Source organism: Burkholderia sp. AU45251 (assembly GCF_030482905.1).
In the GTDB taxonomy this organism is placed as follows: Bacteria; Pseudomonadota; Gammaproteobacteria; order Burkholderiales; family Burkholderiaceae; genus Burkholderia; species Burkholderia aenigmatica.
In genome coordinates this window covers 107965-128549 of sequence record NZ_JAUJQH010000013.1, presented here as the reverse complement: position 1 = coordinate 128549, position 20585 = coordinate 107965, and the positions used below count along the sequence as shown (strand labels likewise).

Below are 20585 nucleotides of genomic sequence, written 5' to 3'. Positions count from 1 at the left end.
CAACAGGAGACGTCAATGAAAATGAAGACCCTCGCACACGCCTGTCTCGCACTCGCGACCGCCGCATTCACCGCCGGCGCCGCGCAGGCCGCGGATACCGTGAAGATCGGCTTCATCACCGACATGTCGGGGCTTTACGCGGATATCGACGGGCAGGGCGGTCTCGAAGCGATCCGCATGGCAGTGGCCGATTTCGGCGGCAAGGTGCTCGGCAAGCCGATCGAGGTCGTCTATGCCGATCACCAGAACAAGGCCGACATCGCCGCGTCGAAGGCGCGCGAATGGATGGACCGCGGCGGGCTCGACCTGCTGGTCGGCGGCACGAACTCGGCCACCGCGCTGTCGATGAACCAGGTCGCCGCCGAGAAGAAGAAGGTCTACATCAACATCGGCGCGGGCGCCGACACGCTGACGAACGAGCAGTGCACGCCGTACACGGTCCACTACGCGTACGACACGATGGCGCTCGCGAAGGGCACCGGCTCGGCGGTGGTGAAGCAGGGCGGCAAGACGTGGTTCTTCCTGACCGCCGACTATGCGTTCGGCAAGGCGCTCGAGAAGAACACGTCGGATGTCGTGAAGGCGAACGGCGGCCAGGTGCTCGGCGCGGTGCGTCACCCGCTGTCCGCGTCGGATTTCTCGTCGTTCCTGCTGCAGGCGCAAGCGTCGAAGGCGCAGATCCTCGGCCTCGCGAACGCCGGCGGCGACACGATCAACGCGATCAAGGCCGCGAAGGAATTCGGCATCACGAAGACGATGAAGCTAGCCGCGCTGCTGATGTTCATCGACGACGTGCACAGCCTCGGCCTCGAGACGACGCAGGGCCTCGTGCTGACCGACAGCTGGTACTGGAACCGCGATGCGGCGTCGCGCCAGTGGGCGCAGCGCTACTTCGGCAAGATGAAGAAGATGCCGTCGAGCCTGCAGGCGGCCGACTATTCATCGGTGACGACCTACCTGAAGGCCGTCCAGGCTGCCGGCACGACCGACTCCGACAAGGTGATGGCCGAGCTGAAGAAGATCAAGATCAACGACTTCTACGCGAAGGGCTACATCCGCACGGACGGCAGCATGATCCACGACATGTACCTGATGGAAGTGAAGAAGCCGTCGGAATCGAAGGAGCCGTGGGATTACTACAAGGTGCTCGCGACGATTCCGGGCGAACAGGCGTTCGCGACCAAGCAGGAATCGCGCTGCGCGTTGTGGAAGTAAGCAGGGCGTAGCGGCGCGCGCGGGCGTGCCGCTCGGTGGCGGCTGCCGCGATGTGCCCGCTGCGCCGCCCGCGTGCGCAACGCATGAAGGTTGCGCGCGCAACGACACTCATTCTGACGGCTAAGTCGATGGAAATCTTTGGCATTCCGTTGCCGGCGATGCTGAGCCAGTTGCTGCTCGGGCTCGTCAACGGCTCGTTCTACGCGATCCTGAGCCTCGGGCTCGCGGTGATCTTCGGGTTGCTCAACGTGATCAACTTCGCGCACGGCGCGCTGTTCATGCTGGGCGCGATGCTCGCGTGGATGGGCCTGTCGTATTTCGGGCTGCCGTACTGGGCGATGCTCGTGATCGCGCCGCTGGTCGTCGGCGCGTTCGGGATCGTGATCGAGCGCTCGATGCTGCGCTGGCTGTACAAGCTCGATCACCTGTACGGGCTGCTGCTCACGTTCGGGCTCACGCTGGTCGTCGAAGGCGTGTTCCGGTCGATCTACGGCTCGTCCGGCCAGCCGTACGACGTACCGTCGCAGCTGTCCGGCGCCACCAACCTCGGCTTCATGTTCCTGCCGAACTACCGCGCGTGGGTGGTGGTCGCGTCGCTCGCGGTGTGTCTCGTGACGTGGTTCGTGATCGAGAAGACGCGCCTCGGCGCCTACCTGCGTGCGGGCACCGAGAACCCGAAGCTCGTCGAGGCGTTCGGCGTGAACGTGCCGATGATGATCACGCTCACCTACGGCTTCGGCGTCGCGCTCGCCGCGTTCGCGGGCGTGCTGGCCGCGCCGGTGATCCAGGTGTCGCCGCTGATGGGCCAGCCGATGATCATCACCGTGTTCGCGGTGGTCGTGATCGGCGGGATGGGCTCGATCCTCGGCTCGATCGTCACGGGCCTGCTGCTCGGCGTGATCGAGGGTTTCACGCGGGTGTTCTACCCCGAAGCGTCGGCCACCGTCGTGTTCGTGATCATGGCGATCGTGCTGCTGTTCCGCCCGGCGGGCCTCTTCGGCAAGGAAAAATGATGCAGAGAAAAGTGCTCTACGGCGTGCTGCTCGCCGCACTGCTCGCCGCGCCGTTCATCGGCGCGTACCCGGTGTTCGTGATGAAGGTGCTCACGTTCGCGCTGTTCGCGGCCGCATTCAACCTGCTGATCGGCTATACGGGGCTGCTGTCGTTCGGCCATGCGATGTTTCTCGCGACCGCCGGCTATGCGACCGGTTATTCGATGCAGACGCTCGGTTTCACGCCGGAGCTCGGCGTGCTCGTCGGCACGGTTGCCGCGACGCTGCTCGGGCTCGTCGTCGGGCTGTTCGCGATCCGGCGGCAGGGCATCTACTTCGCGATGATCACGCTCGCGTTCGCGCAGATGGTCTACTTCATCTACCTGCAGGCACCGTTCACGCACGGTGAGGACGGTCTGCAGGGCGTGCCGCGCGGGCACCTGTTCGGGCTGCTCGACCTGTCGAACGACGTCGCGCTGTACTACGTCGTGCTGGCCGTGGTGGTGGCCGCGTGCGCATTCATCGTGCGGGTCGTGCATTCGCCGTTCGGCCAGGTGCTCGTCGCGATCAAGGAGAACGAAGCGCGTGCGATCTCGCTCGGCTACGACACCGACCGCTTCAAGCTGCTCGCGTTCATCCTGTCGGCGGGCCTCGCGGGGCTGGCCGGCTCGCTGAAGGTGCTCGTGCTTGGCTTCGAGACGCTGTCGGACGCGTACTGGACGATGTCGGGCCTCGTCGTACTGATGACGCTCGTCGGCGGGATGGGCACGCTGTTCGGGCCGCTGCTGGGCGCGGCGCTGATCGTTGCGCTGGAAGACCGGCTCGGCGACATCGGCGAATGGCTCGCATCGGCGACCGGCATCGGCTGGTTCCATTCGCTCGGCGAATCGGCGACGATCGTCACGGGGCTGATCTTCATCGCATGCGTGCTTGCGTTCCGGCGCGGGATCGTCGGCGAGATGGTCGCGCGGATCAAGCCGCTCAGGGCGTCCTGAATGCGTGCGGCGCGCGTCACCGGGCGTTGATGCGAAGCACCATCCGGCATGCTCCGGAAGGGCGTCGCAGCGGGCTCGGGCCGGCGCCGCGCGGTTGGCTGGTGCCCCATTTTCGTGCGGCGATGCACCATAGGGGTAAATGCTAAGTTGTCGCAGTGTGAAAGGTAATTTAATCTTCGTCTCAGTTCTGATGCACCGCGAAACGAATTTGCAGGTGGAGAACGAGGAGACAATCGAGGCACAAAGTGCCCGGACCCCAAAGCGCTGTTGGACGGAATCCAACAGCGCTTTTTCATTTGCGTGCACGGATTTCCGCCGATGGTGCATCGGCCAGCGCAGTGGCCGTTTTCCGCGCTTGCGTTCGCACCGCGCTTCTTCCGCGCTTCGCCGCGTCCCCCCGTTTTCCCATTTCCCGCTATCCGCTCGCAGACGATGCGCAACCGCGCACCAGCCGTTCGGGCTAACCCGGTTGGCGTGCGCAAAACGCGTCCGTTACACTCAGCTTTCGCCGACCGCGCGGTCGGGAAAATCGGTCGGCAGTTCTCCTACAAGCAGAATGCAGAAGAGGGAGTACGGTTGGATGAGCAGCGCAGGACGATGGATCGGGGCAGGAAGGGCGGCTGGTGCCGTTCGTTCGTCGTGGGGTGGGCCGGTTGTCGCCGTGGCCTTCTCGAGCCGTTCTGCGGGCTGTAGGCGCGTCCCGGCGCCATCGCCGGTCGTTGCGCGCGCATCCGTATCGGACTTCACATCTGCACGCGCATGAGCGGCCGGCTTCCCGATCGTGCGCCGCTCGCGGGCCTGGCCGCATCAGGCCGGATCGACGCGCGTTGCCTTGATCGTTGCGCATGCATCGAGCGCCCGCACGATTCCGCATTTCTCCGCTTCCTTCATCCAGACGACACCGCTGCTGCGCATCGTGACGGTCGAACGACCGTTTCGACCGGCAGCTGGCGCATGCATGCGCGGTGCCGTCCGGGCGCTGTCGCGGATGCGGCGTTTCACGGGAAAACGAGCGTAGGCGTGGCCAGGCGAGATAGTTAAATTATTAACTTGTTTTTGGGGACCGGGAGCCGCCCGAGCGACCCGTGGCTTTTTCGAGCAGCGTTTGGAGACAACGTAAATGAAGATGAATCGATGGATGGAGGCCGTGCTCGCCGCGGGCCTCGTGTGTGCGGCGGCAACGGCGTCGGCACAGGTGAAGATCGGCGTGACGCTGTCGGCCACCGGGCCGGCCGCGTCGCTCGGGATTCCGGAAAAGAACACGATCGCGCTGCTGCCGAAGGAGATCGCGGGCAAGAGCGTGCAATACATCGTGCTCGACGACGCTTCCGACACGAGCCGCGCGGTGCAGAACGTGCGCAAGCTGATCGATGAAGATCACGTCGACGCGATCATCGGCTCGTCCGTCACGCCGAATTCGCTCGCGATGCTCGACCCCGTATCGCAGGGCAAGACGCCGACGATCTCGCTCGCGGCGAGCGCCCAGATCATCGCGCCGATGGACGCGAAACGCGCGTGGATGTTCAAGGTGCCGCAGAACGACCAGTTGATGGCCGACGCGATCGCCGGCTACATGGCGAAGCACGGTGTGAAGACGGTCGGCTTCATCGGCTTCGCGGACGCGTACGGCGACAGCTGGTACAAAACGTTCGACGCGGCGGCCGCGAAGAACGGCCTGAAGGTGGTGTCGAACGAGCGCTACAACCGCACCGACGCGTCGGTGATGGGGCAGGTGCTGAAGCTGATGGGCTCGAATCCCGATGCGGTGCTGATCGCCGGCTCGGGTACGCCGGCGGCGCTGCCGGCGAAGACGCTGAAGGAGCGCGGCTACAAGGGCAAGGTGTACCAGACGCACGGCGTCGCGAACAACGACTTCCTGCGCGTGTGCGGCAAGGACTGCGAAGGCGAGATCCTGCCGGCCGGCCCCGTGCTCGTGACCGACCAGCTGCCCGATTCGAATCCGGTGAAGAAGCCGACGCTCGGCTACAAGGCCGCGTACGAGAAGGCATACGGCGCGGGTTCGCTCGCGACGTTCGGCGGCCATGCGTGGGATGCCGGGCTGCTGCTGCAGCGTGCGATTCCGGAAGCGCTGAAGAAGGGCCAGCCGGGCACCGAGGCGTTCCGCGAGGCGCTGCGCGCGTCGATCGAGAGCGTGAAGGACCTGCCCGTGTCGCACGGCGTGATCAACATGACGCCGACCGATCACAACGGCTTCGACACGCGTGCGCGCGTGATGGTGCAGATCGTCGACGGCAAGTGGAAACTGCAGGCCGAGTAAGCATCACGTGAAACCGGCGTGCGCGGCGCAAATGGCGCCGTGCATGCCGTCGGCAGGGCCGGGCCTGACGGGCCGCGCCCATGCCGCCTGGAACCACCGGGGCCGCCTGCAGGGCGCCCGACGCGTCGACCTTGCCGCCCGCGCCCCGGCCGTTCCCGTCTTCCGTTTCTCCGCAGCATTCTCGATACACGAAACGTATGGATCTCTCGATTGCAGCGATCCTCGCGCAAGACGGCATCACGACCGGCGCCATTTACGCATTGCTGTCGCTGGCGCTCGTGCTGGTGTTTTCCGTCACGCGGGTGATCTTCATTCCCCAGGGCGAATTCGTCGCCTACGGTGCGCTGACGCTTGCCGCGTTGCAGGCGCAGAAATTTCCCGCCACCTGCTGGCTGCTGTTCGTGATGGGCATCGCGTGCTTCCTGCTCGAAGTCGGCGGCCTGATCCGGCATCGCGAACGGCGTCATCAGCTCGGCCGCACGCTGGCGACACTCGGCAGCCGCTACGTCCTGCTGCCGCTCGCGGTGTTCGCGATCACGCGCAGCTTTGCCGCGCAGCCGCTGCCGATGCTCGCGCAGATCGCACTGACGCTCGCGATCGTCGTGCCGATGGGGCCGTTCGTCTACCGGCTCGTGTACCAGCCGATCGCCGAAGGCACGACGCTGCTGTTGCTGATCGTGTCGGTCGCCGTCCACTTCGCGATGGTCGGCCTCGGGCTCGTGATGTTCGGCGCGGAGGGCTCGCGCACCAACGGCTTCTCGGATGCGTCGCTGTCGATCGGCAGCATGACCGTGTCGGTGCAGAGCATCCTGGTGGTCGTGACGGCGCTCGTACTGATCGGCGCGCTCTACGTGTACTTCGGCCGCACGATCGCCGGCAAGGCGCTGCGCGCGACGTCGGTGAACCGGCTCGGCGCGCGGCTCGTCGGCATCGGCACGACCGAGGCAGGGCGGCTCGCGTTCACGTTTGCGGCGGGGCTCGGCGTGCTGTCCGGGATCCTCGTTGGCCCGTTGACGACGATCTACTACGACTCGGGCTTCCTGATCGGCCTGAAGGGTTTCGTCGGCGCGATCATCGGCGGGCTCGTCAGCTATCCGCTCGCGGCTGCCGGCTCGCTGCTCGTCGGCGTGCTCGAATCGTATTCGTCGTTCTGGGCGAGCGCCTACAAGGAGGTGATCGTGTTCACGCTGATCATTCCGGTGCTGCTGTGGCGGAGCTTCGCGACGCCGCACGCGGAAGAGGAAGAGGAGTGACACGATGAAGACGATGGTACGAAACAAGACCTTCTGGGTGTTTCTCGTGGTGCTGTTCGCGCTGCCGGTGCTGCCCGGCGCGCTGCAGGTGCCGGAATACTGGATCACGCTGCTGAACTACATCGGCCTCTACGCGATCGTCGCGATCGGGCTCGTGCTGCTCACGGGTGTCGGCGGGATGACGAGCTTCGGGCAGGCCGCGTTCGTCGGCATCGGCGCGTATGCAACCGCGCTCCTGACGACGCGCTACGGCGTGTCGCCGTGGCTCGCGCTGATCGCCGGTGTCGTGCTGACGGCGCTCGTTGCGCTCGTGCTCGGCGCGGTCACGATGCGGCTGTCCGGCCACTTCCTGCCGCTCGGCACGATCGCGTGGGGCCTCGCGCTGTTCTACCTGTTCGGCAACCTCGAACTGCTCGGCAAGTACGACGGGATCAACGGGATTCCGGCACTGAACCTGTTCGGCATTGAGCTCGAAAGCGGCCGCAGCCTGTATTTCCTGATCTGGGCGGTCGTGCTGGCCGCGATCGTGTCGGTGCAGAACCTGCTGAACAGCCGTCCGGGCCGCGCGATCCGCGCGTTGCGCGGCGGCGGCGTGATGGCCGAGGCGATGGGCGTGAACACCGCGTGGATGCGCGTCGTGATCTTCGTCTACGCGGCGGTGCTCGCGGCCGTCTCGGGCTTCCTGTACGCACACCTGCAGCGCGCGGTAAACCCGACCCCGTTCGGGCTGAACCACGGGATCGAGTTCCTGTTCATGGCCGTGGTCGGTGGCGTGTCGCACGTGTGGGGCGCGGTGCTCGGCGCGGCGATCCTGACCGTGCTGCAGGACTACCTGCAGACGCTGCTGCCGAAGCTGCTTGGGTCGGAAGGCAACTTCGAGATCATCGTGTTCGGCGTGCTGATGGTGCTGCTGCTGCAGTACGCGCGCCAGGGCGTGTGGCCGTTCGTCGCCAGGCTGTTCCCGCGCGGACCGCGTGCGCATGTGCCCGAGCACGCCGATCCGCTGCCGCAACGCGCGAAGCCGGCGGCCGGCGAGCCGCTGCTCGTCGTCGACAACGCGCGCAAGCAGTTTGGCGGGCTGGTGGCCGTCAACGATGTCAGCTTCGACGTGAAAGCGGGGCAGATCATTGGGTTGATCGGCCCGAACGGTGCCGGCAAGTCGACCACGTTCAACCTCGTGACGGGCGTGCTGAAGCCGACGGGCGGCACGATCACGTTCCGCGGTGAGCGCATCGACGGGCTGACATCGCGCCAGATCGTCCGCCGCGGCATCGGCCGGACGTTCCAGCACGTGAAGCTGTTGCCGGCGATGACGGTGCTCGAGAACGTCGCGATCGGTGCGCACCTGCGTGGCCATACCGGCGTGTGGCGCAGCGTCGCGCGGCTCAATGGCCATGAGGAAGCGCAGTTGCTGGCCGAGGCCGCACGTCAGATCCGCCGTGTCGGGCTCGAAAAGCACATGTACGACGAAGCGGGCAGCCTCGCGCTGGGCCAGCAGCGGATTCTCGAAATCGCGCGCGCGCTGTGCTGCGACCCGACGCTGCTGCTGCTCGACGAGCCGGCCGCCGGGCTGCGCTACCAGGAGAAACAGCAACTCGCCGACCTGCTGCGCCGGCTGAAGACGGAAGGCATGAGCGTGTTGCTCGTGGAACACGATATGGATTTCGTGATGAATCTCACCGACCGGCTGGTGGTGATGGAGTTCGGCACGCGGATCGCGGAAGGGCTGCCGCAGGACGTGCAGCAGGATCCGGCGGTGCTCGAAGCGTATCTGGGCGGGGTGGAGTGATGACGGACACGACGATGCCGATTCTCGAAGTGCGTGGGCTGGCAGTCCGGTACGGGAAGGTGGAGGCGCTGCACGGCGCGGCAATCAAGGTTGGCGCGGGGCAGATCGTCAGCGTGATCGGCCCGAATGGCGCCGGCAAATCGACGCTGCTGAACGCAATCATGGGCGCGCTGCCGGTGAACGGCCATGCGTCGGGCGCGGTCGTGTATCGCGGTCACGACGTCGGCGCCTTGCCGGTCGAGCAGCGTGTCGCACGCGGGATGTGCCTTGTACCGGAAAAGCGTGAGCTGTTCAGCACGATGACGGTCGAAGACAACCTCGTGCTGGGCGCGTATCGGCGCAAGCAGGCCGGCGAAGCGAACTTCCTCGACCAGCTCGATCACGTGTTCGCGCTGTTTCCGCGGCTGAAGGAGCGGCGCAAGCAGGCGGCCGGCACGCTGTCCGGCGGCGAGCGGCAGATGCTCGCGGTCGGCCGCGCGCTGATGGGCAAGCCCGACCTGCTGATGCTGGACGAGCCGAGCCTCGGGCTGGCGCCGCTGATCGTGAAGGAGATCTTTCATATCATCGGCGCGTTGCGCGGCACGGGCGTGGCGACGCTGCTGATCGAGCAGAATGCGCGGGCTGCGCTGCAGATCTCCGACTACGGCTATGTGCTTGAGACGGGCGAGTTTGCGCTGGAAGGGCCGGCGGCCGAGCTCGCGCAGAATCCGCGCGTGATCGAAACGTACCTTGGGTTGGCGAAGAAAACGGCTTGATCGGTGGAGCGGTTGGCTGGAATCGGGCGGCGTGTTTCACGTGAAACACGCCGTTTTTGTTTTAGGGTTGAGATCTGACTCCGATACATCGACGGTTAACAACCAGGGGATAAGTACCGGAGGAACAGTCAAAAGCTCTGTGCAGTGGCGATGAGTGGAGGTATCCACAGTGCAGATGGCGATCCGGTTTGTCGTTCGGAGTCGGTCCCTCGCTCCACAGGCCGACGATGTGCCGCGCCACAGGGGATAACTGACCAGGGAACCGACGGAAATTCTGTGAGGAGGAGGGTGGATGTGGTTGCACAGGGTATTTCGTCCGGAGTGTTGGGTGGGGCACAGGCCTCGAACGGGTTGTATGTTTCACGTGAAATCTCCGGGCAACTGGATCTCTGCACAGGCGCAACGATGTGCGGCGGGCGGGCTCGAAGCATTGCCTGAGTGGGCTCTGAGCCACAGATTCATCGGTCCAATGTCGAAAAATCGCGGAATTGCACAGACCCTACCAATCGGACGGCATTCGGGTGAAAAGCGAACCCGCTATAATTCGGCCCATACATTTCTCAGATAGGTTCGTGCGCAGTCCTGCGGACGGAATCCACCATGCTTTTTCCCACAGAATTTGACGTCATCGTTGTCGGTGGCGGTCATGCCGGCACGGAAGCCGCGCTGGCGTCCGCCCGTATGGGCGCAAAGACACTGCTGCTGACCCATAACATCGAAACGCTTGGGCAGATGAGCTGCAATCCGTCGATCGGCGGCATTGGCAAAGGCCATCTGGTCAAGGAAGTCGATGCGCTGGGCGGCGCAATGGCAGCCGCGACTGACGAGAGCGGTATTCAGTTTCGGATCCTCAATTCGTCGAAGGGTCCGGCTGTGCGCGCGACGCGCGCGCAGGCCGATCGCATCCTGTACAAGGCCGCGATCCGCCACCGGCTCGAGAACCAGCCGAACCTCTGGCTGTTCCAGCAGGCCGTCGACGACCTGATGGTCGAAGGCGACCGCGTGGTGGGCGCCGTCACGCAGATCGGCATCCGCTTCCGCGCCCGCGCGGTCGTGCTGACCGCCGGTACGTTCCTCGACGGCAAGATCCACGTCGGCCTGAACAACTACACGGGCGGCCGTGCGGGCGATCCGGCGGCCGTGTCGCTGTCGTCGCGCCTGAAGGAGCTGAAGCTGCCGCAGGGCCGCCTGAAGACCGGTACGCCGCCGCGTATCGATGGCCGTTCGATCGATTTCTCGAAGCTGGACGAACAACCGGGCGATCTCGATCCGATCCCCGTCTTCTCGTTCCTGGGCCGCGCGGAACAGCATCCGCAGCAACTGCCGTGCTGGGTCACGCACACGAACGAGCGCACGCACGACATCATTCGCGGCGGCCTCGATCGTTCGCCTATGTATACAGGCGTGATCGAAGGCGTCGGGCCGCGCTATTGCCCGTCGATCGAGGACAAGATTCACCGGTTCGCATCGAAGGAATCGCACCAGATCTTCCTGGAGCCGGAAGGGCTGACGACCAACGAGTTCTACCCGAACGGGATCTCGACGAGCCTGCCGTTCGACGTCCAGCTCGAGCTCGTGCACTCGATGCGCGGCCTCGAGAACGCGCATATCCTGCGCCCTGGCTACGCGATCGAGTACGACTACTTCGACCCGCGCGCGCTGAAGGCATCGCTCGAGACGAAGGCGATCAACGGGCTGTTCTTTGCGGGCCAGATCAACGGCACGACCGGCTATGAAGAAGCGGCCGCGCAGGGTCTGCTGGCCGGCCTCAATGCGGGTCGCTACGTGCAGGAGAAGGACGCATGGTGCCCGCGCCGTGACCAGGCCTACCTTGGCGTGCTGGTCGACGATCTCGTGACGCGCGGTGTGGCCGAGCCGTACCGGATGTTCACGAGCCGCGCCGAATATCGCCTGAGCCTGCGCGAAGACAATGCGGACATGCGCCTGACCGAGATCGGCCGCGAACTGGGGCTCGTCGACGACGCGCGCTGGGACGCATTTAGCCGGAAGCGCGACGCTGTTTCACGTGAAACCGAACGCATGAAGTCGACGTGGGTCACGCCGAAAACGTTGCCGGCGGAAGAGGCGACCGCGCTGCTCGGCAAGGCAATCGATCACGAATACAGCCTCGCCGAGCTGCTGCGCCGTCCGGGCATCAGCTACGACGGCGTGTGCGGCCTGAAGGGTGGCGAATGCGGCCCCGCGGAGCCGCTGGCTGACGATCCGGTGCTGCTCGAGCAGATCAAGGAGCAGGTCGAGATCGGCATCAAGTATCAGGGCTATATCGAGCGTCAGGCATCGGAGATCGAACGCAACGATGCGAACGAGAACACGCGCCTGCCGGACGGTATCGATTACCGCGAAGTCCGCGGCCTGTCGTTCGAGGTGAGCCAGAAGCTCAACGAGTTCCGGCCGGAAACGATCGGGCAGGCGTCGCGCATCTCGGGTGTCACGCCGGCGGCGATCTCGCTGCTGATGGTGCACTTGAAGCGCCGCGGCCTGGGCCGTCGTAATGGCACTGCCGAAGCGGCAACGGAGCAGGGGGACGGCACCGTCCCGACGCAACAATGACGGCGCGTCGCGCGCCGGCGGTTAATCGGGACGTACTGGAAGAGATGCTCGTCGAAGGCACGACGGCGCTCGACCTTGCTCTGACGGATGCACAACGCAATCAGCTGCTCGACTACGTCGCGCTGCTCGGCAAGTGGAATGCGGTCTACAACCTGACCGCGATCCGCGACCCGAAGCAGATGCTGATCCAGCACATCCTCGATTCGCTCTCCATCGTCTCGCATCTGCGTGGCCGTGCATCGGCCCGCGTGCTCGACGTTGGCTCGGGCGGCGGGTTGCCGGGTATCGTGCTGGCGATCGTCGAGCCGGACTGGCAGATCACGCTGAACGATATCGTGCAGAAGAAGTCTGCATTCCAGACTCAGATGCGCGCGGAGCTGAAGCTTGCGAACCTGTCGGTGGTCACGGGGCGGGTCGAATCGCTGCAGCCGGGTGTCGAAGTGCCGGAAAAATTCGACATGATCGTATCCCGCGCTTTCGCGGATCTGTCCGACTTCGTTAAACTTGCTCGACATCTGGTCGCGCCGGGCGGATCGATCTGGGCAATGAAGGGTGTCCATCCGGACGACGAGATTGCGCGGTTGCCGGAAGGCAGCCGCGTCAAGCAGACGATACGGTTGGCGGTACCGATGCTCGATGCCGAACGGCATCTGATCGAAGTAGCCGTCGACGAGGCGAATTGAAGGGAAGGCGCGCAGTAGCGCGCCGTTTGTTTGAAGGTAAAGGGAATACACCAACGATGGCAAAGATCTTCTGCGTTGCGAACCAGAAGGGGGGCGTCGGCAAGACGACGACATCGGTCAATCTCGCCGCAAGCCTTGCAGCGCAGGAGCAACGAGTCCTGCTGATCGACCTCGACCCGCAGGGTAACGCGACGATGGGCAGCGGGATCGACAAGGCTGCCTGCGAAGCGACCGTGTACGAAGTGCTGGTCGACGGCGTATCGGTGACCGACGCGCGCATCCGCCCGGAAGGCGTCACCTACGACGTACTGCCCGCGAACCGCGAGCTGTCTGGTGCCGAGATCGAACTGATCAACATCGACAACCGCGAGCGCCGGCTGAAGGCCGCACTCGAGCGCGTAGCCGAGGATTACGACTTCGTGCTGATCGACTGCCCGCCGACGCTGTCGCTGCTGACGCTGAACGGGCTGTGTGCGGCGCATGGCGTCGTGATCCCGATGCAGTGCGAGTACTTCGCACTGGAGGGGTTGTCGGATCTCGTCAACACGATCAAGCAGGTTCACGCGAACATGAATCGCGACCTGAAGATCATCGGCTTGCTGCGCGTGATGTTCGATCCGCGCATCACGCTGCAGCAGCAAGTCTCCGATCAACTGAAAGCGCACTTCGGCGACAAGGTGTTCGACGCGGTGATTCCGCGCAACGTGCGCCTGGCGGAAGCGCCGAGTTACGGGCTGCCGGGCGTCGTGTTCGACCGCAGCTCGCGCGGTGCGCAAGCGTATCTCCAGTTCGGTGCCGAAATGATCGAGCGCGTTCGCGCGTTCGAGGTGTCGTGATCCGGACATGAGCGAAGCGAGGAAGAAAGACATGAACGCGGTACCAAAGAAGAAGGGCTTGGGACGTGGCCTCGAAGCGCTGCTCGGCGGCAGTGCCGATATCACCGAAGCGGTGAAGATCGAAGGGGCGCCGAACACGCTCGCGCTCGGCAAGCTGCAGGCCGGCAAGTACCAGCCGCGGACGCGGATGGACGAAGGCAGCCTGCAGGAGCTCGCGGCGAGCATTCGCGCGCAGGGCGTGATGCAGCCGATCCTGGTACGGCCCATTTCGTCAGATAAATACGAGATCATTGCGGGCGAGCGCCGTTTCCGCGCGGCGCGCCTGGCGGGCCTCGATGAAGTGCCGGTGCTCGTGAAGGACGTGTCGGATCAGGCCGCCGCGGCGATGGCGCTGATCGAGAACATCCAGCGCGAGGACCTGAACCCGCTTGAAGAAGCGCACGGTATCCAGCGCTTGCTCGACGAGTTCGGTTTCACGCACGAACAGGCGGCCGAATCGGTCGGCCGTTCGCGCAGCGCGGTGTCGAACCTGCTGCGCTTGCTGAACCTGGCTTCGCCGGTGCAGACGATGCTGCTGGCCGGTGATCTCGACATGGGGCATGCACGCGCGCTGCTCGCCGTCGATGCGGCCACGCAGATCACGCTTGCCCATCAGGTCGTCAACAAACGCATGTCGGTGCGCGAGACCGAGAAGCTCGTTACGCACACGACGAAGGAAGTGCCGGCGGTGAAGGCGCGCGCGAAGGATGACGGCGGCCGCGATACGCGCCGTCTCGAGGAGGAGTTGTCCGACCTGCTCGCGTCGACGGTGAAGATCAAGCTCGGCCGCCGCGGGCGAGGGCAGGTGACGATCGACTTCGGCAACCTCGACGCGCTCGAGGGCATTCTCGTGCGGCTGCGCGGCAACGTCGCAACCGAAGAGTAACGGGCGGCTAATGGAGGAGACGGGCGCACCGGCGCCGCGCCGGTGGCTCGGATGGCTTGCGCAGGAGCCCGTTCTATCGGTGCTCGCGCTGGGCCTGATTCTGCTGCAATGGGTGCGTCCGCAACCATTGTCCGTGTTGGCCGATCGCGTCGACTGGCAGACGGTCGCGACGCTCGCGGGCCTCTTGATGCTGACCAAGGCACTTGAGCTGTCCGGCTGCCTGATGTGGCTCGCGCACCGCATCGTGCATCACGTGCACTCCGAGCGCGGGCTGGCGATGCTGCTCGTCGGGTTCGCCGCGGTGCTGTCGATGTGGCTCACCAACGATGTCGCGCTGTTCGTCGTCGTGCCGTTGATGGTGTCGCTGCGTGCGCTGACGCCGCTGCCGTTCCGGCGGCTCGTGATCGTCGTCGCGCTGGCTGTCAATGCGGGGTCCGTCGCGACGCCGCTCGGCAATCCCCAGAATCTTTTCCTGTGGCAATTGAGCGGCGTGTCGTTCGGCCGCTTCGTGGTGACGCTCGGGCCGCTCGCGATCGCCCTGATGGCGCTGCTGTTCGTGCTGACTGCGTGCGCGTTTCGCGCGAAGCCGCTCGATCTGTCAGGCGACGTCGCCGCCATTCCCGTCCAACGCATGCACGCGTTGATCGCGGCGGCGCTGTTCGCGGTATTCGTGCTGCTCGCCGATGCGCATCATCCGCTGCCGGGCCTGCTTGCCGTCGCGATCGTGTTGCTTGCCATCAAACGTGACGCAGTCCTTAAGATCGACTGGCTGCTGCTGCTGATCTTCGTACTGATGTTCGTCGTGCTGCGCAGCGCGGCGGCGCTGCCCGTCATCCATGACGCGATTGCGCATGCACGTCTCGACTCACCGCTGCGCGTCTTCGCGGCGGGTGCCGTGCTGTCACAGGGCATCAGCAACGTGCCGGCCGCGATCCTGCTGTCGGAGTTCACGCATGACTGGCGCGCGCTTGCATTCGGCGTATCGGTCGGCGGTTTCGGTTTCGCGATCGGCTCGCTTGCGAACCTGATCGCGGTGCGTCTCGCGAAGGAGCCGCGCATGTGGCTGCCGTTCCACCTGGTCTCGATTCCGTTCGCGCTCGCCAGCGCGGCACTCGGCGCGTGGCTGCTCGTTCACGGTTGAGCGAGGCGGGTTCGTACGGCACAGGCGTGCCATTCGGGTGGCGGGGAGGGCGCACAGCATTCGCGCTGGTTGCGGGGCTGTGGGTAAGTGCGGCAAACCACAGTCGATCGACTGTGGTGGCATGACAACTGATTGGATAAATCCGCGCGCCAGCGTCGGTCGGGATTTCGCGTATCCGATGCGGCTGGCGGCCACAGTGTTTTGTCTGTTCGGCGTTTCGCGCGCAGCGCGAGCCCGGAGCCACGTCACAGTGTGGTTTTTGGGTGGCGATCGTGCCGCCCCGCCAGCGCCCGCAGCGGGCATCGCTTCCTCGCCATTTCATCGACACCGGATTTTTTCGAGCAAGAAATACCGGTGCAAAAAAGCGACCTTACAACTGTCATCGTACGTCGTCGAATCGCAGGTTTTTTCACATCATGAGGTGACGTTTTACGCTGGTTTTTGTCGCGTCTAAAGCCTTGAATCACTTGCAACTATCGCTTACAATCGCCCGGATTTGTTAGCTAGGCACCCCTGAAAGCTTTCAGAAAGCTTGGGGCCGGGTTCAAGGATTTTGCGGAAGATTGCGATGGCGGGTCAGGCGCCGGACGACAGGCACGATGATCAGCGCACGCAACGCACCGCTTCAGCGGCCGGCGGGCGGCGCGAATTCGACGATGACTGGGATGCCGAGCAGCAAGAAAACAATATCGTTCCGCTCACACGGGTAGAAGCCGAAAAGCTGTTCGGCCCGGACGTGAGCAAGCCCTCGCGCGTGACCCCCTATAAGGTGGTATTCGCGCAAGTGGTTCTGTCCCTGGTTGCAACGCTGGCGTGGTGGCTGTTTTCGAAGTCGCCGGGCGCCGCTGCGCAATCCGCGTTTCTGGGCGGAGCGATCGGCTGGGTGCCCAGTGCGGTTTTCGTGGCACGACTGAAGGCAGGTGGCTCGGCCACCGTGATGAGCTGGGTGATGGGCGAAGCCCTGAAGCTCGCTCTGACGATCGGGATGTTCACTGCAGTGGCGTTCGGCTGGTCCGGCGTGCACTGGGTGCCGTTCCTCGTCACGTACCTCGTCGTGCTGAAGACGTACTGGATCGTGCTGGCCTGGCGGTAAGGAACAAGCAGCGTGTGGTTTCGACAACGAACCGCACCGGCCCGTTCCCGCAATAGCGTGTTGCGGAACTGGCAAAACGATTTTCGACAATTTGGGTGGCATTAACGATATGGCAGCTAGCGAAGGCACGCGCGGTCCGGATCCGTCCGAGTACATTGCGCACCACTTGCAGAATTTCTCCACCTCGCATCAGACGTCGATTTTCGACATTCACGTCTGGAATATCGACACGCTGTTCTGGTCGATCGTTTGCGGCATCGTGACGATCCTCGTGCTGCGTCTGGCCGCCCGCAAGGCGACGTCGGGCGTGCCGGGCCGTTTCCAGTGCGCGATCGAGATGCTCGTCGAGATGGTCGAAGACCAATCGAAGGCCATCGTTCACGGCAATCGTACCTTCATCGCTCCGCTCGCGCTCACGGTGTTCGTGTGGGTCGCGCTGATGAACTCCCTCGACTTCCTCCCGGTCGACCTGCCGGGCCGCGTGATCGGCCTGCTCGGTCTGTCGGACGTGATTTCCCACCATCGCATCGTCCCGACGGCCGACCTGAACGGCACGCTCGGCATCGCGCTCGGCGTGTTCGTCCTGATGATCTACTACAGCATCAAGATCAAGGGCGCGGGCGGCTTTGTGCATGAGCTGCTGTCGGCACCGTTTGGCGCCCACCCGCTGCTGTGGATCCCGAACCTCGCGCTCAACATCGTCGAATATCTCGCGAAGACCGTCTCCCTCGGTATGCGACTGTTCGGCAACATGTACGCGGGTGAGCTGTTGTTCCTGTTGATCGCCCTGCTCGGCAGCATGTGGAGCTTCGGTGGCGACGCAACGTTCCTCGGCTTCGTTGGCCACGTGATCGCGGGCAGCGTCTGGGCAATCTTCCACATTCTGATTGTTCTGTTGCAGGCATTCATTTTCATGATGCTGACGCTGGTGTATCTCGGCCAGGCGCACGACAAGCACTAAGCGCGGCGTGCAAGAAAGAGTTTCCGTTTTAGTTTTTTAAATCTCAGTTCCAAGTCTTTTCACAAAGGAGTGATCATGCAAGCTTACATCGCCAACATCCAGGGTCTGACCGCCATCGGTATCGGCATCATCATCGGCCTGGGTGCAATCGGCGCCTGTATCGGTATCGCGCTGATGGGTGGTAAGTACATCGAAGCCTGCGCACGTCAGCCGGAACTCATCAACCCGCTGCAAACGAAGATGTTCCTGCTGGCTGGTCTGATCGACGCGGCATTCCTGATCGGCGTGGGTGTTGCAATGCTGTTCGCGTTCGCGAACCCGCTCCTGTCGAAGCTCGTCGCAGGCTAAGGTTCCTCGGAAATATGCGTCCGGCGCAAGCCGGCGCAGGGCGGAACGGAGACTTGGGGCGCTGATCGAATGCAACTCGATGAGCGCCTTACCGTTTCATTTTTCCGGAATAGCAGATAAGGAAACACCGTGAATCTCAACGCAACTCTGTTTGCGCAAATGGTCGTGTTCCTGGTCCTCGCGTGGTTCACGATGAAATTCGTGTGGCCGCCGTTGATCAACGCCCTCGACGAACGTTCGAAGAAGATCGCCGACGGCCTCGCCGCCGCCGAGAAGGGCAAGGCAGAACTCGACGCCGCGCACAAGCGCGTGGACCAGGAACTCGCGCAGGCCCGCAATGACGGCCAGCAGCGCATCGCCGACGCTGAAAAGCGTGCCCAGGCGGTCGCCGAGGAAATCAAGTCCAACGCCCAGGCTGAAGCCGCCCGCATCATCGCCCAGGCGAAGGCGGAAGCAGAACAGCAAATCGTGAAGGCGCGCGAAGCGCTGCGTGGCGAAGTCGCTACGCTGGCCGTGAAGGGCGCCGAGCAGATCCTGAAGCGCGAAGTCGATCAAACGGCCCACGCCCAACTGCTGAATCAACTGAAAGCCGAGCTCTGATCATGGCCGAACTTGCAACCATCGCCCGCCCTTACGCAGAAGCGCTGTTCCGCGTGGCCGAGGGCGGTGACATCGCCGCCTGGTCCACGCTCGTGCAAGAGCTGGCCCAGGTTGCGCGTCTGCCGGAAGTGCTGTCGGTCGCGTCGAGCCCGAAGGTGACGCGCACGCAAGTAGCCGAGTTGCTGCTTGCTGCGGTGAAGTCGCCGCTCGCGGCTGGCGCCGAAGCGAAGAACTTCGTGCAGATGCTGGTCGACAATCATCGCATCGCGCTGCTGCCGGAAATCGCCGAGCAGTTCGAGGCGCTCAAGAACGAACGTGAAGGTGCAGCCGACGCCGAGATCGTGAGCGCGTTCCCGCTGAACGGCGCGGATCTCGAGAGTCTCGTCTCGGGCCTCGAACGCAAGTTCAAGCGCAAGCTGAAACCGACGATCGCAGTCGATTCGTCGCTGATCGGCGGCGTGCGCGTGACGGTCGGCGACGAAGTGCTCGACACCTCGGTTCGCGCGCGTCTCGCATCGATGCAGGCTGCGTTGACCGCCTGAGCGCCACGCCGGCACGCAACAGAATTGACTATCAGGAGCGAATAATGCAACTCAATCCCTCTGAGATCAGCGAGCTGATCAAGAGCCGGATCCAGGGCCTTGAAGCGAGCGCAGACGTTCGCAACCAGGGCACTGTGATCTCCGTGACCGACGGTATCGTGCGTATCCACGGCCTGTCGGACGTGATGCAGGGCGAAATGCTCGAGTTTCCGGGCAACACGTTCGGCCTCGCGCTGAACCTCGAGCGCGACTCGGTCGGCGCGGTGATTCTCGGCGAATACGAACACATCTCGGAAGGCGACATCGTCAAGACGACGGGCCGCATTCTGGAAGTCCCGGTTGGTCCGGAACTCGTCGGCCGCGTGGTCGATGCGCTCGGCAACCCGATCGACGGCAAGGGCCCGGTCAACGCAAAGCTGACCGACGCGATCGAAAAGATCGCCCCGGGCGTGATCTGGCGTAAGTCGGTGTCGCAGCCGGTGCAGACGGGCATCAAGTCGATCGACGCAATGGTGCCGATCGGCCGTGGCCAGCGTGAGCTGATCATCGGCGACCGTCAGTGCGGCAAGACCGCAGTGGCGCTCGACGCGATCATCAACCAGAAGGGCAAGGACCTGATCTGTATCTACGTCGCGATCGGCCAGAAGGCTTCGTCGATCATGAACGTGGTTCGCAAGCTCGAAGAAACGGGCGCGATGGAATACACGATCGTCGTCGCCGCTTCGGCTTCGGATTCGGCTGCGATGCAGTACCTCGCACCGTACGCCGGCTGCACGATGGGCGAATACTTCCGCGACCGCGGTCAGGACGCGCTGATCATTTATGACGACTTGACCAAGCAAGCTTGGGCATACCGTCAGATCTCGCTGCTGCTGCGCCGCCCGCCGGGCCGTGAAGCTTACCCGGGCGACGTGTTCTATCTCCACTCGCGTCTGCTCGAGCGTGCTGCTCGCGTGTCGGAAGAGTACGTCGAGAAGTTCACGAACGGCGAAGTGAAGGGCAAGAGCGGCTCGCTGACGGCACTGCCGGTCATCGAAACGCAGGCTGGCGACGTGACCGCGTTCGTTCCGACGAACGTGATCTCGATTACCGACGGCCAGATCTTCCTGGAAACCGACCTGTTCAACGCAGGCATCCGCCCGGCAATCAACGCCGGCGTGTCGGTGTCGCGAGTCGGTGGCGCCGCTCAGACGAAGGTCGTGAAGAAGCTGTCGGGCGGTATCCGTACCGACCTCGCGCAGTATCGTGAACTGGCAGCATTCGCCCAGTTCGCATCGGACCTCGACGAAGCGACCCGCAAGCAGCTCGAGCGCGGCCGCCGCGTGACGGAACTGCTGAAGCAGCCGCAGTACCAGCCGCTGCAGGTGTGGGAACTGGCCGTGTCGCTGTACGCCGCAAACAACGGCTACCTCGACGACCTCGACGTCAAGCAAGTGCTGTCGTTCGAGAAGGGCCTGCGCGAAAACCTGAAGACCAGCCACGCTGACCTCATCAAGCGCATCGAAGACACCAAGGATCTCTCGAAGGACGACGAAGGCGCACTGCGCTCGGCGATCGAATCCTTCAAGAAGTCCGGTGCCTATTGATCCGCGAGTGACACACTGAGGC

General features: G+C 64.1%; 18 protein-coding genes. All 18 read left to right on the top strand.

The window, feature by feature from the left end; genetic code table 11:
- Positions 1–15: 15 nt before the first annotated feature.
- The 18 genes from QZM67_RS24030 (at position 16) to atpA (ending at position 20563) form a co-directional block, all read left to right on the top strand.
- Entirely contained in the window at positions 16–1215 is a 1200-nt protein-coding gene (locus QZM67_RS24030) for an ABC transporter substrate-binding protein (protein WP_043184862.1), read from the top strand.
- A 128-nt stretch (positions 1216–1343) separates the two neighbouring features.
- Complete coding sequence (locus tag QZM67_RS24025; RefSeq protein WP_043184865.1) at positions 1344–2228, top strand: branched-chain amino acid ABC transporter permease; 885 nt, start codon at positions 1344–1346, stop codon at positions 2226–2228.
- The gene (locus tag QZM67_RS24020; RefSeq protein WP_043184866.1) at positions 2228–3202 is read left to right on the top strand and encodes a branched-chain amino acid ABC transporter permease; all 975 of its coding nucleotides are present in this window, start codon (positions 2228–2230) and stop codon (positions 3200–3202) included. The genes QZM67_RS24025 and QZM67_RS24020 overlap by 1 nt, the downstream gene beginning before the upstream one ends.
- A gap of 1120 nt (positions 3203–4322) precedes the next feature.
- A complete protein-coding gene (locus tag QZM67_RS24015) occupies positions 4323–5480 on the top strand; it encodes an ABC transporter substrate-binding protein (RefSeq protein WP_301807085.1) in 1158 nt (385 codons plus the stop codon).
- Between the two features lie 197 nt (positions 5481–5677).
- Complete coding sequence (locus QZM67_RS24010; protein ID WP_043184875.1) at positions 5678–6733, top strand: branched-chain amino acid ABC transporter permease; 1056 nt, start codon at positions 5678–5680, stop codon at positions 6731–6733.
- Positions 6734–6737: 4 nt separating this feature from the next.
- Positions 6738–8522 (top strand): ATP-binding cassette domain-containing protein, encoded by a 1785-nt coding sequence (locus QZM67_RS24005; RefSeq protein ID WP_301807082.1) that lies wholly within the window; start codon positions 6738–6740, stop codon positions 8520–8522.
- Entirely contained in the window at positions 8522–9277 is a 756-nt protein-coding gene (locus QZM67_RS24000; protein ID WP_301807080.1) for an ABC transporter ATP-binding protein, read from the top strand. Before QZM67_RS24005 ends, QZM67_RS24000 begins: the two co-directional genes overlap by 1 nt.
- Before the next feature lie 600 nt (positions 9278–9877).
- Entirely contained in the window at positions 9878–11848 is a 1971-nt protein-coding gene (gene mnmG, locus QZM67_RS23995) for a tRNA uridine-5-carboxymethylaminomethyl(34) synthesis enzyme MnmG (protein WP_175023466.1), read from the top strand.
- Positions 11845–12531, top strand: a complete 687-nt coding sequence (gene rsmG / locus QZM67_RS23990) for a 16S rRNA (guanine(527)-N(7))-methyltransferase RsmG (RefSeq protein ID WP_043184880.1) — start codon at positions 11845–11847, stop codon at positions 12529–12531. Before mnmG ends, rsmG begins: the two co-directional genes overlap by 4 nt.
- 56 nt (positions 12532–12587) lie before the next feature.
- On the top strand, positions 12588–13367 hold the full coding sequence (locus QZM67_RS23985; protein ID WP_089449645.1) for a ParA family protein: 780 nt from the start codon (positions 12588–12590) through the stop codon (positions 13365–13367).
- Positions 13368–13398: 31 nt separating this feature from the next.
- Positions 13399–14292: a ParB/RepB/Spo0J family partition protein gene (locus tag QZM67_RS23980; RefSeq protein ID WP_041492996.1), complete on the top strand. Its 894-nt coding sequence runs from the start codon at positions 13399–13401 to the stop codon at positions 14290–14292.
- 10 nt (positions 14293–14302) lie between these two features.
- Positions 14303–15433 (top strand): SLC13 family permease, encoded by a 1131-nt coding sequence (locus QZM67_RS23975; protein WP_301807075.1) that lies wholly within the window; start codon positions 14303–14305, stop codon positions 15431–15433.
- A 568-nt stretch (positions 15434–16001) separates the two neighbouring features.
- A complete protein-coding gene (locus tag QZM67_RS23970; protein WP_301807073.1) occupies positions 16002–16526 on the top strand; it encodes an ATP synthase subunit I in 525 nt (174 codons plus the stop codon).
- A gap of 109 nt (positions 16527–16635) precedes the next feature.
- On the top strand, positions 16636–17487 hold the full coding sequence (gene atpB, locus QZM67_RS23965) for a F0F1 ATP synthase subunit A (RefSeq protein ID WP_043184890.1): 852 nt from the start codon (positions 16636–16638) through the stop codon (positions 17485–17487).
- A gap of 75 nt (positions 17488–17562) precedes the next feature.
- A complete protein-coding gene (gene atpE / locus QZM67_RS23960; protein ID WP_021160442.1) occupies positions 17563–17835 on the top strand; it encodes a F0F1 ATP synthase subunit C in 273 nt (90 codons plus the stop codon).
- A gap of 129 nt (positions 17836–17964) precedes the next feature.
- The gene (locus QZM67_RS23955) at positions 17965–18435 is read left to right on the top strand and encodes a F0F1 ATP synthase subunit B (protein WP_011350523.1); all 471 of its coding nucleotides are present in this window, start codon (positions 17965–17967) and stop codon (positions 18433–18435) included.
- A gap of 2 nt (positions 18436–18437) precedes the next feature.
- Complete coding sequence (locus tag QZM67_RS23950; protein WP_043184892.1) at positions 18438–18977, top strand: F0F1 ATP synthase subunit delta; 540 nt, start codon at positions 18438–18440, stop codon at positions 18975–18977.
- Between the two features lie 44 nt (positions 18978–19021).
- Complete coding sequence (gene atpA / locus QZM67_RS23945; RefSeq protein ID WP_021160444.1) at positions 19022–20563, top strand: F0F1 ATP synthase subunit alpha; 1542 nt, start codon at positions 19022–19024, stop codon at positions 20561–20563.
- Positions 20564–20585 lie beyond the last annotated feature (22 nt).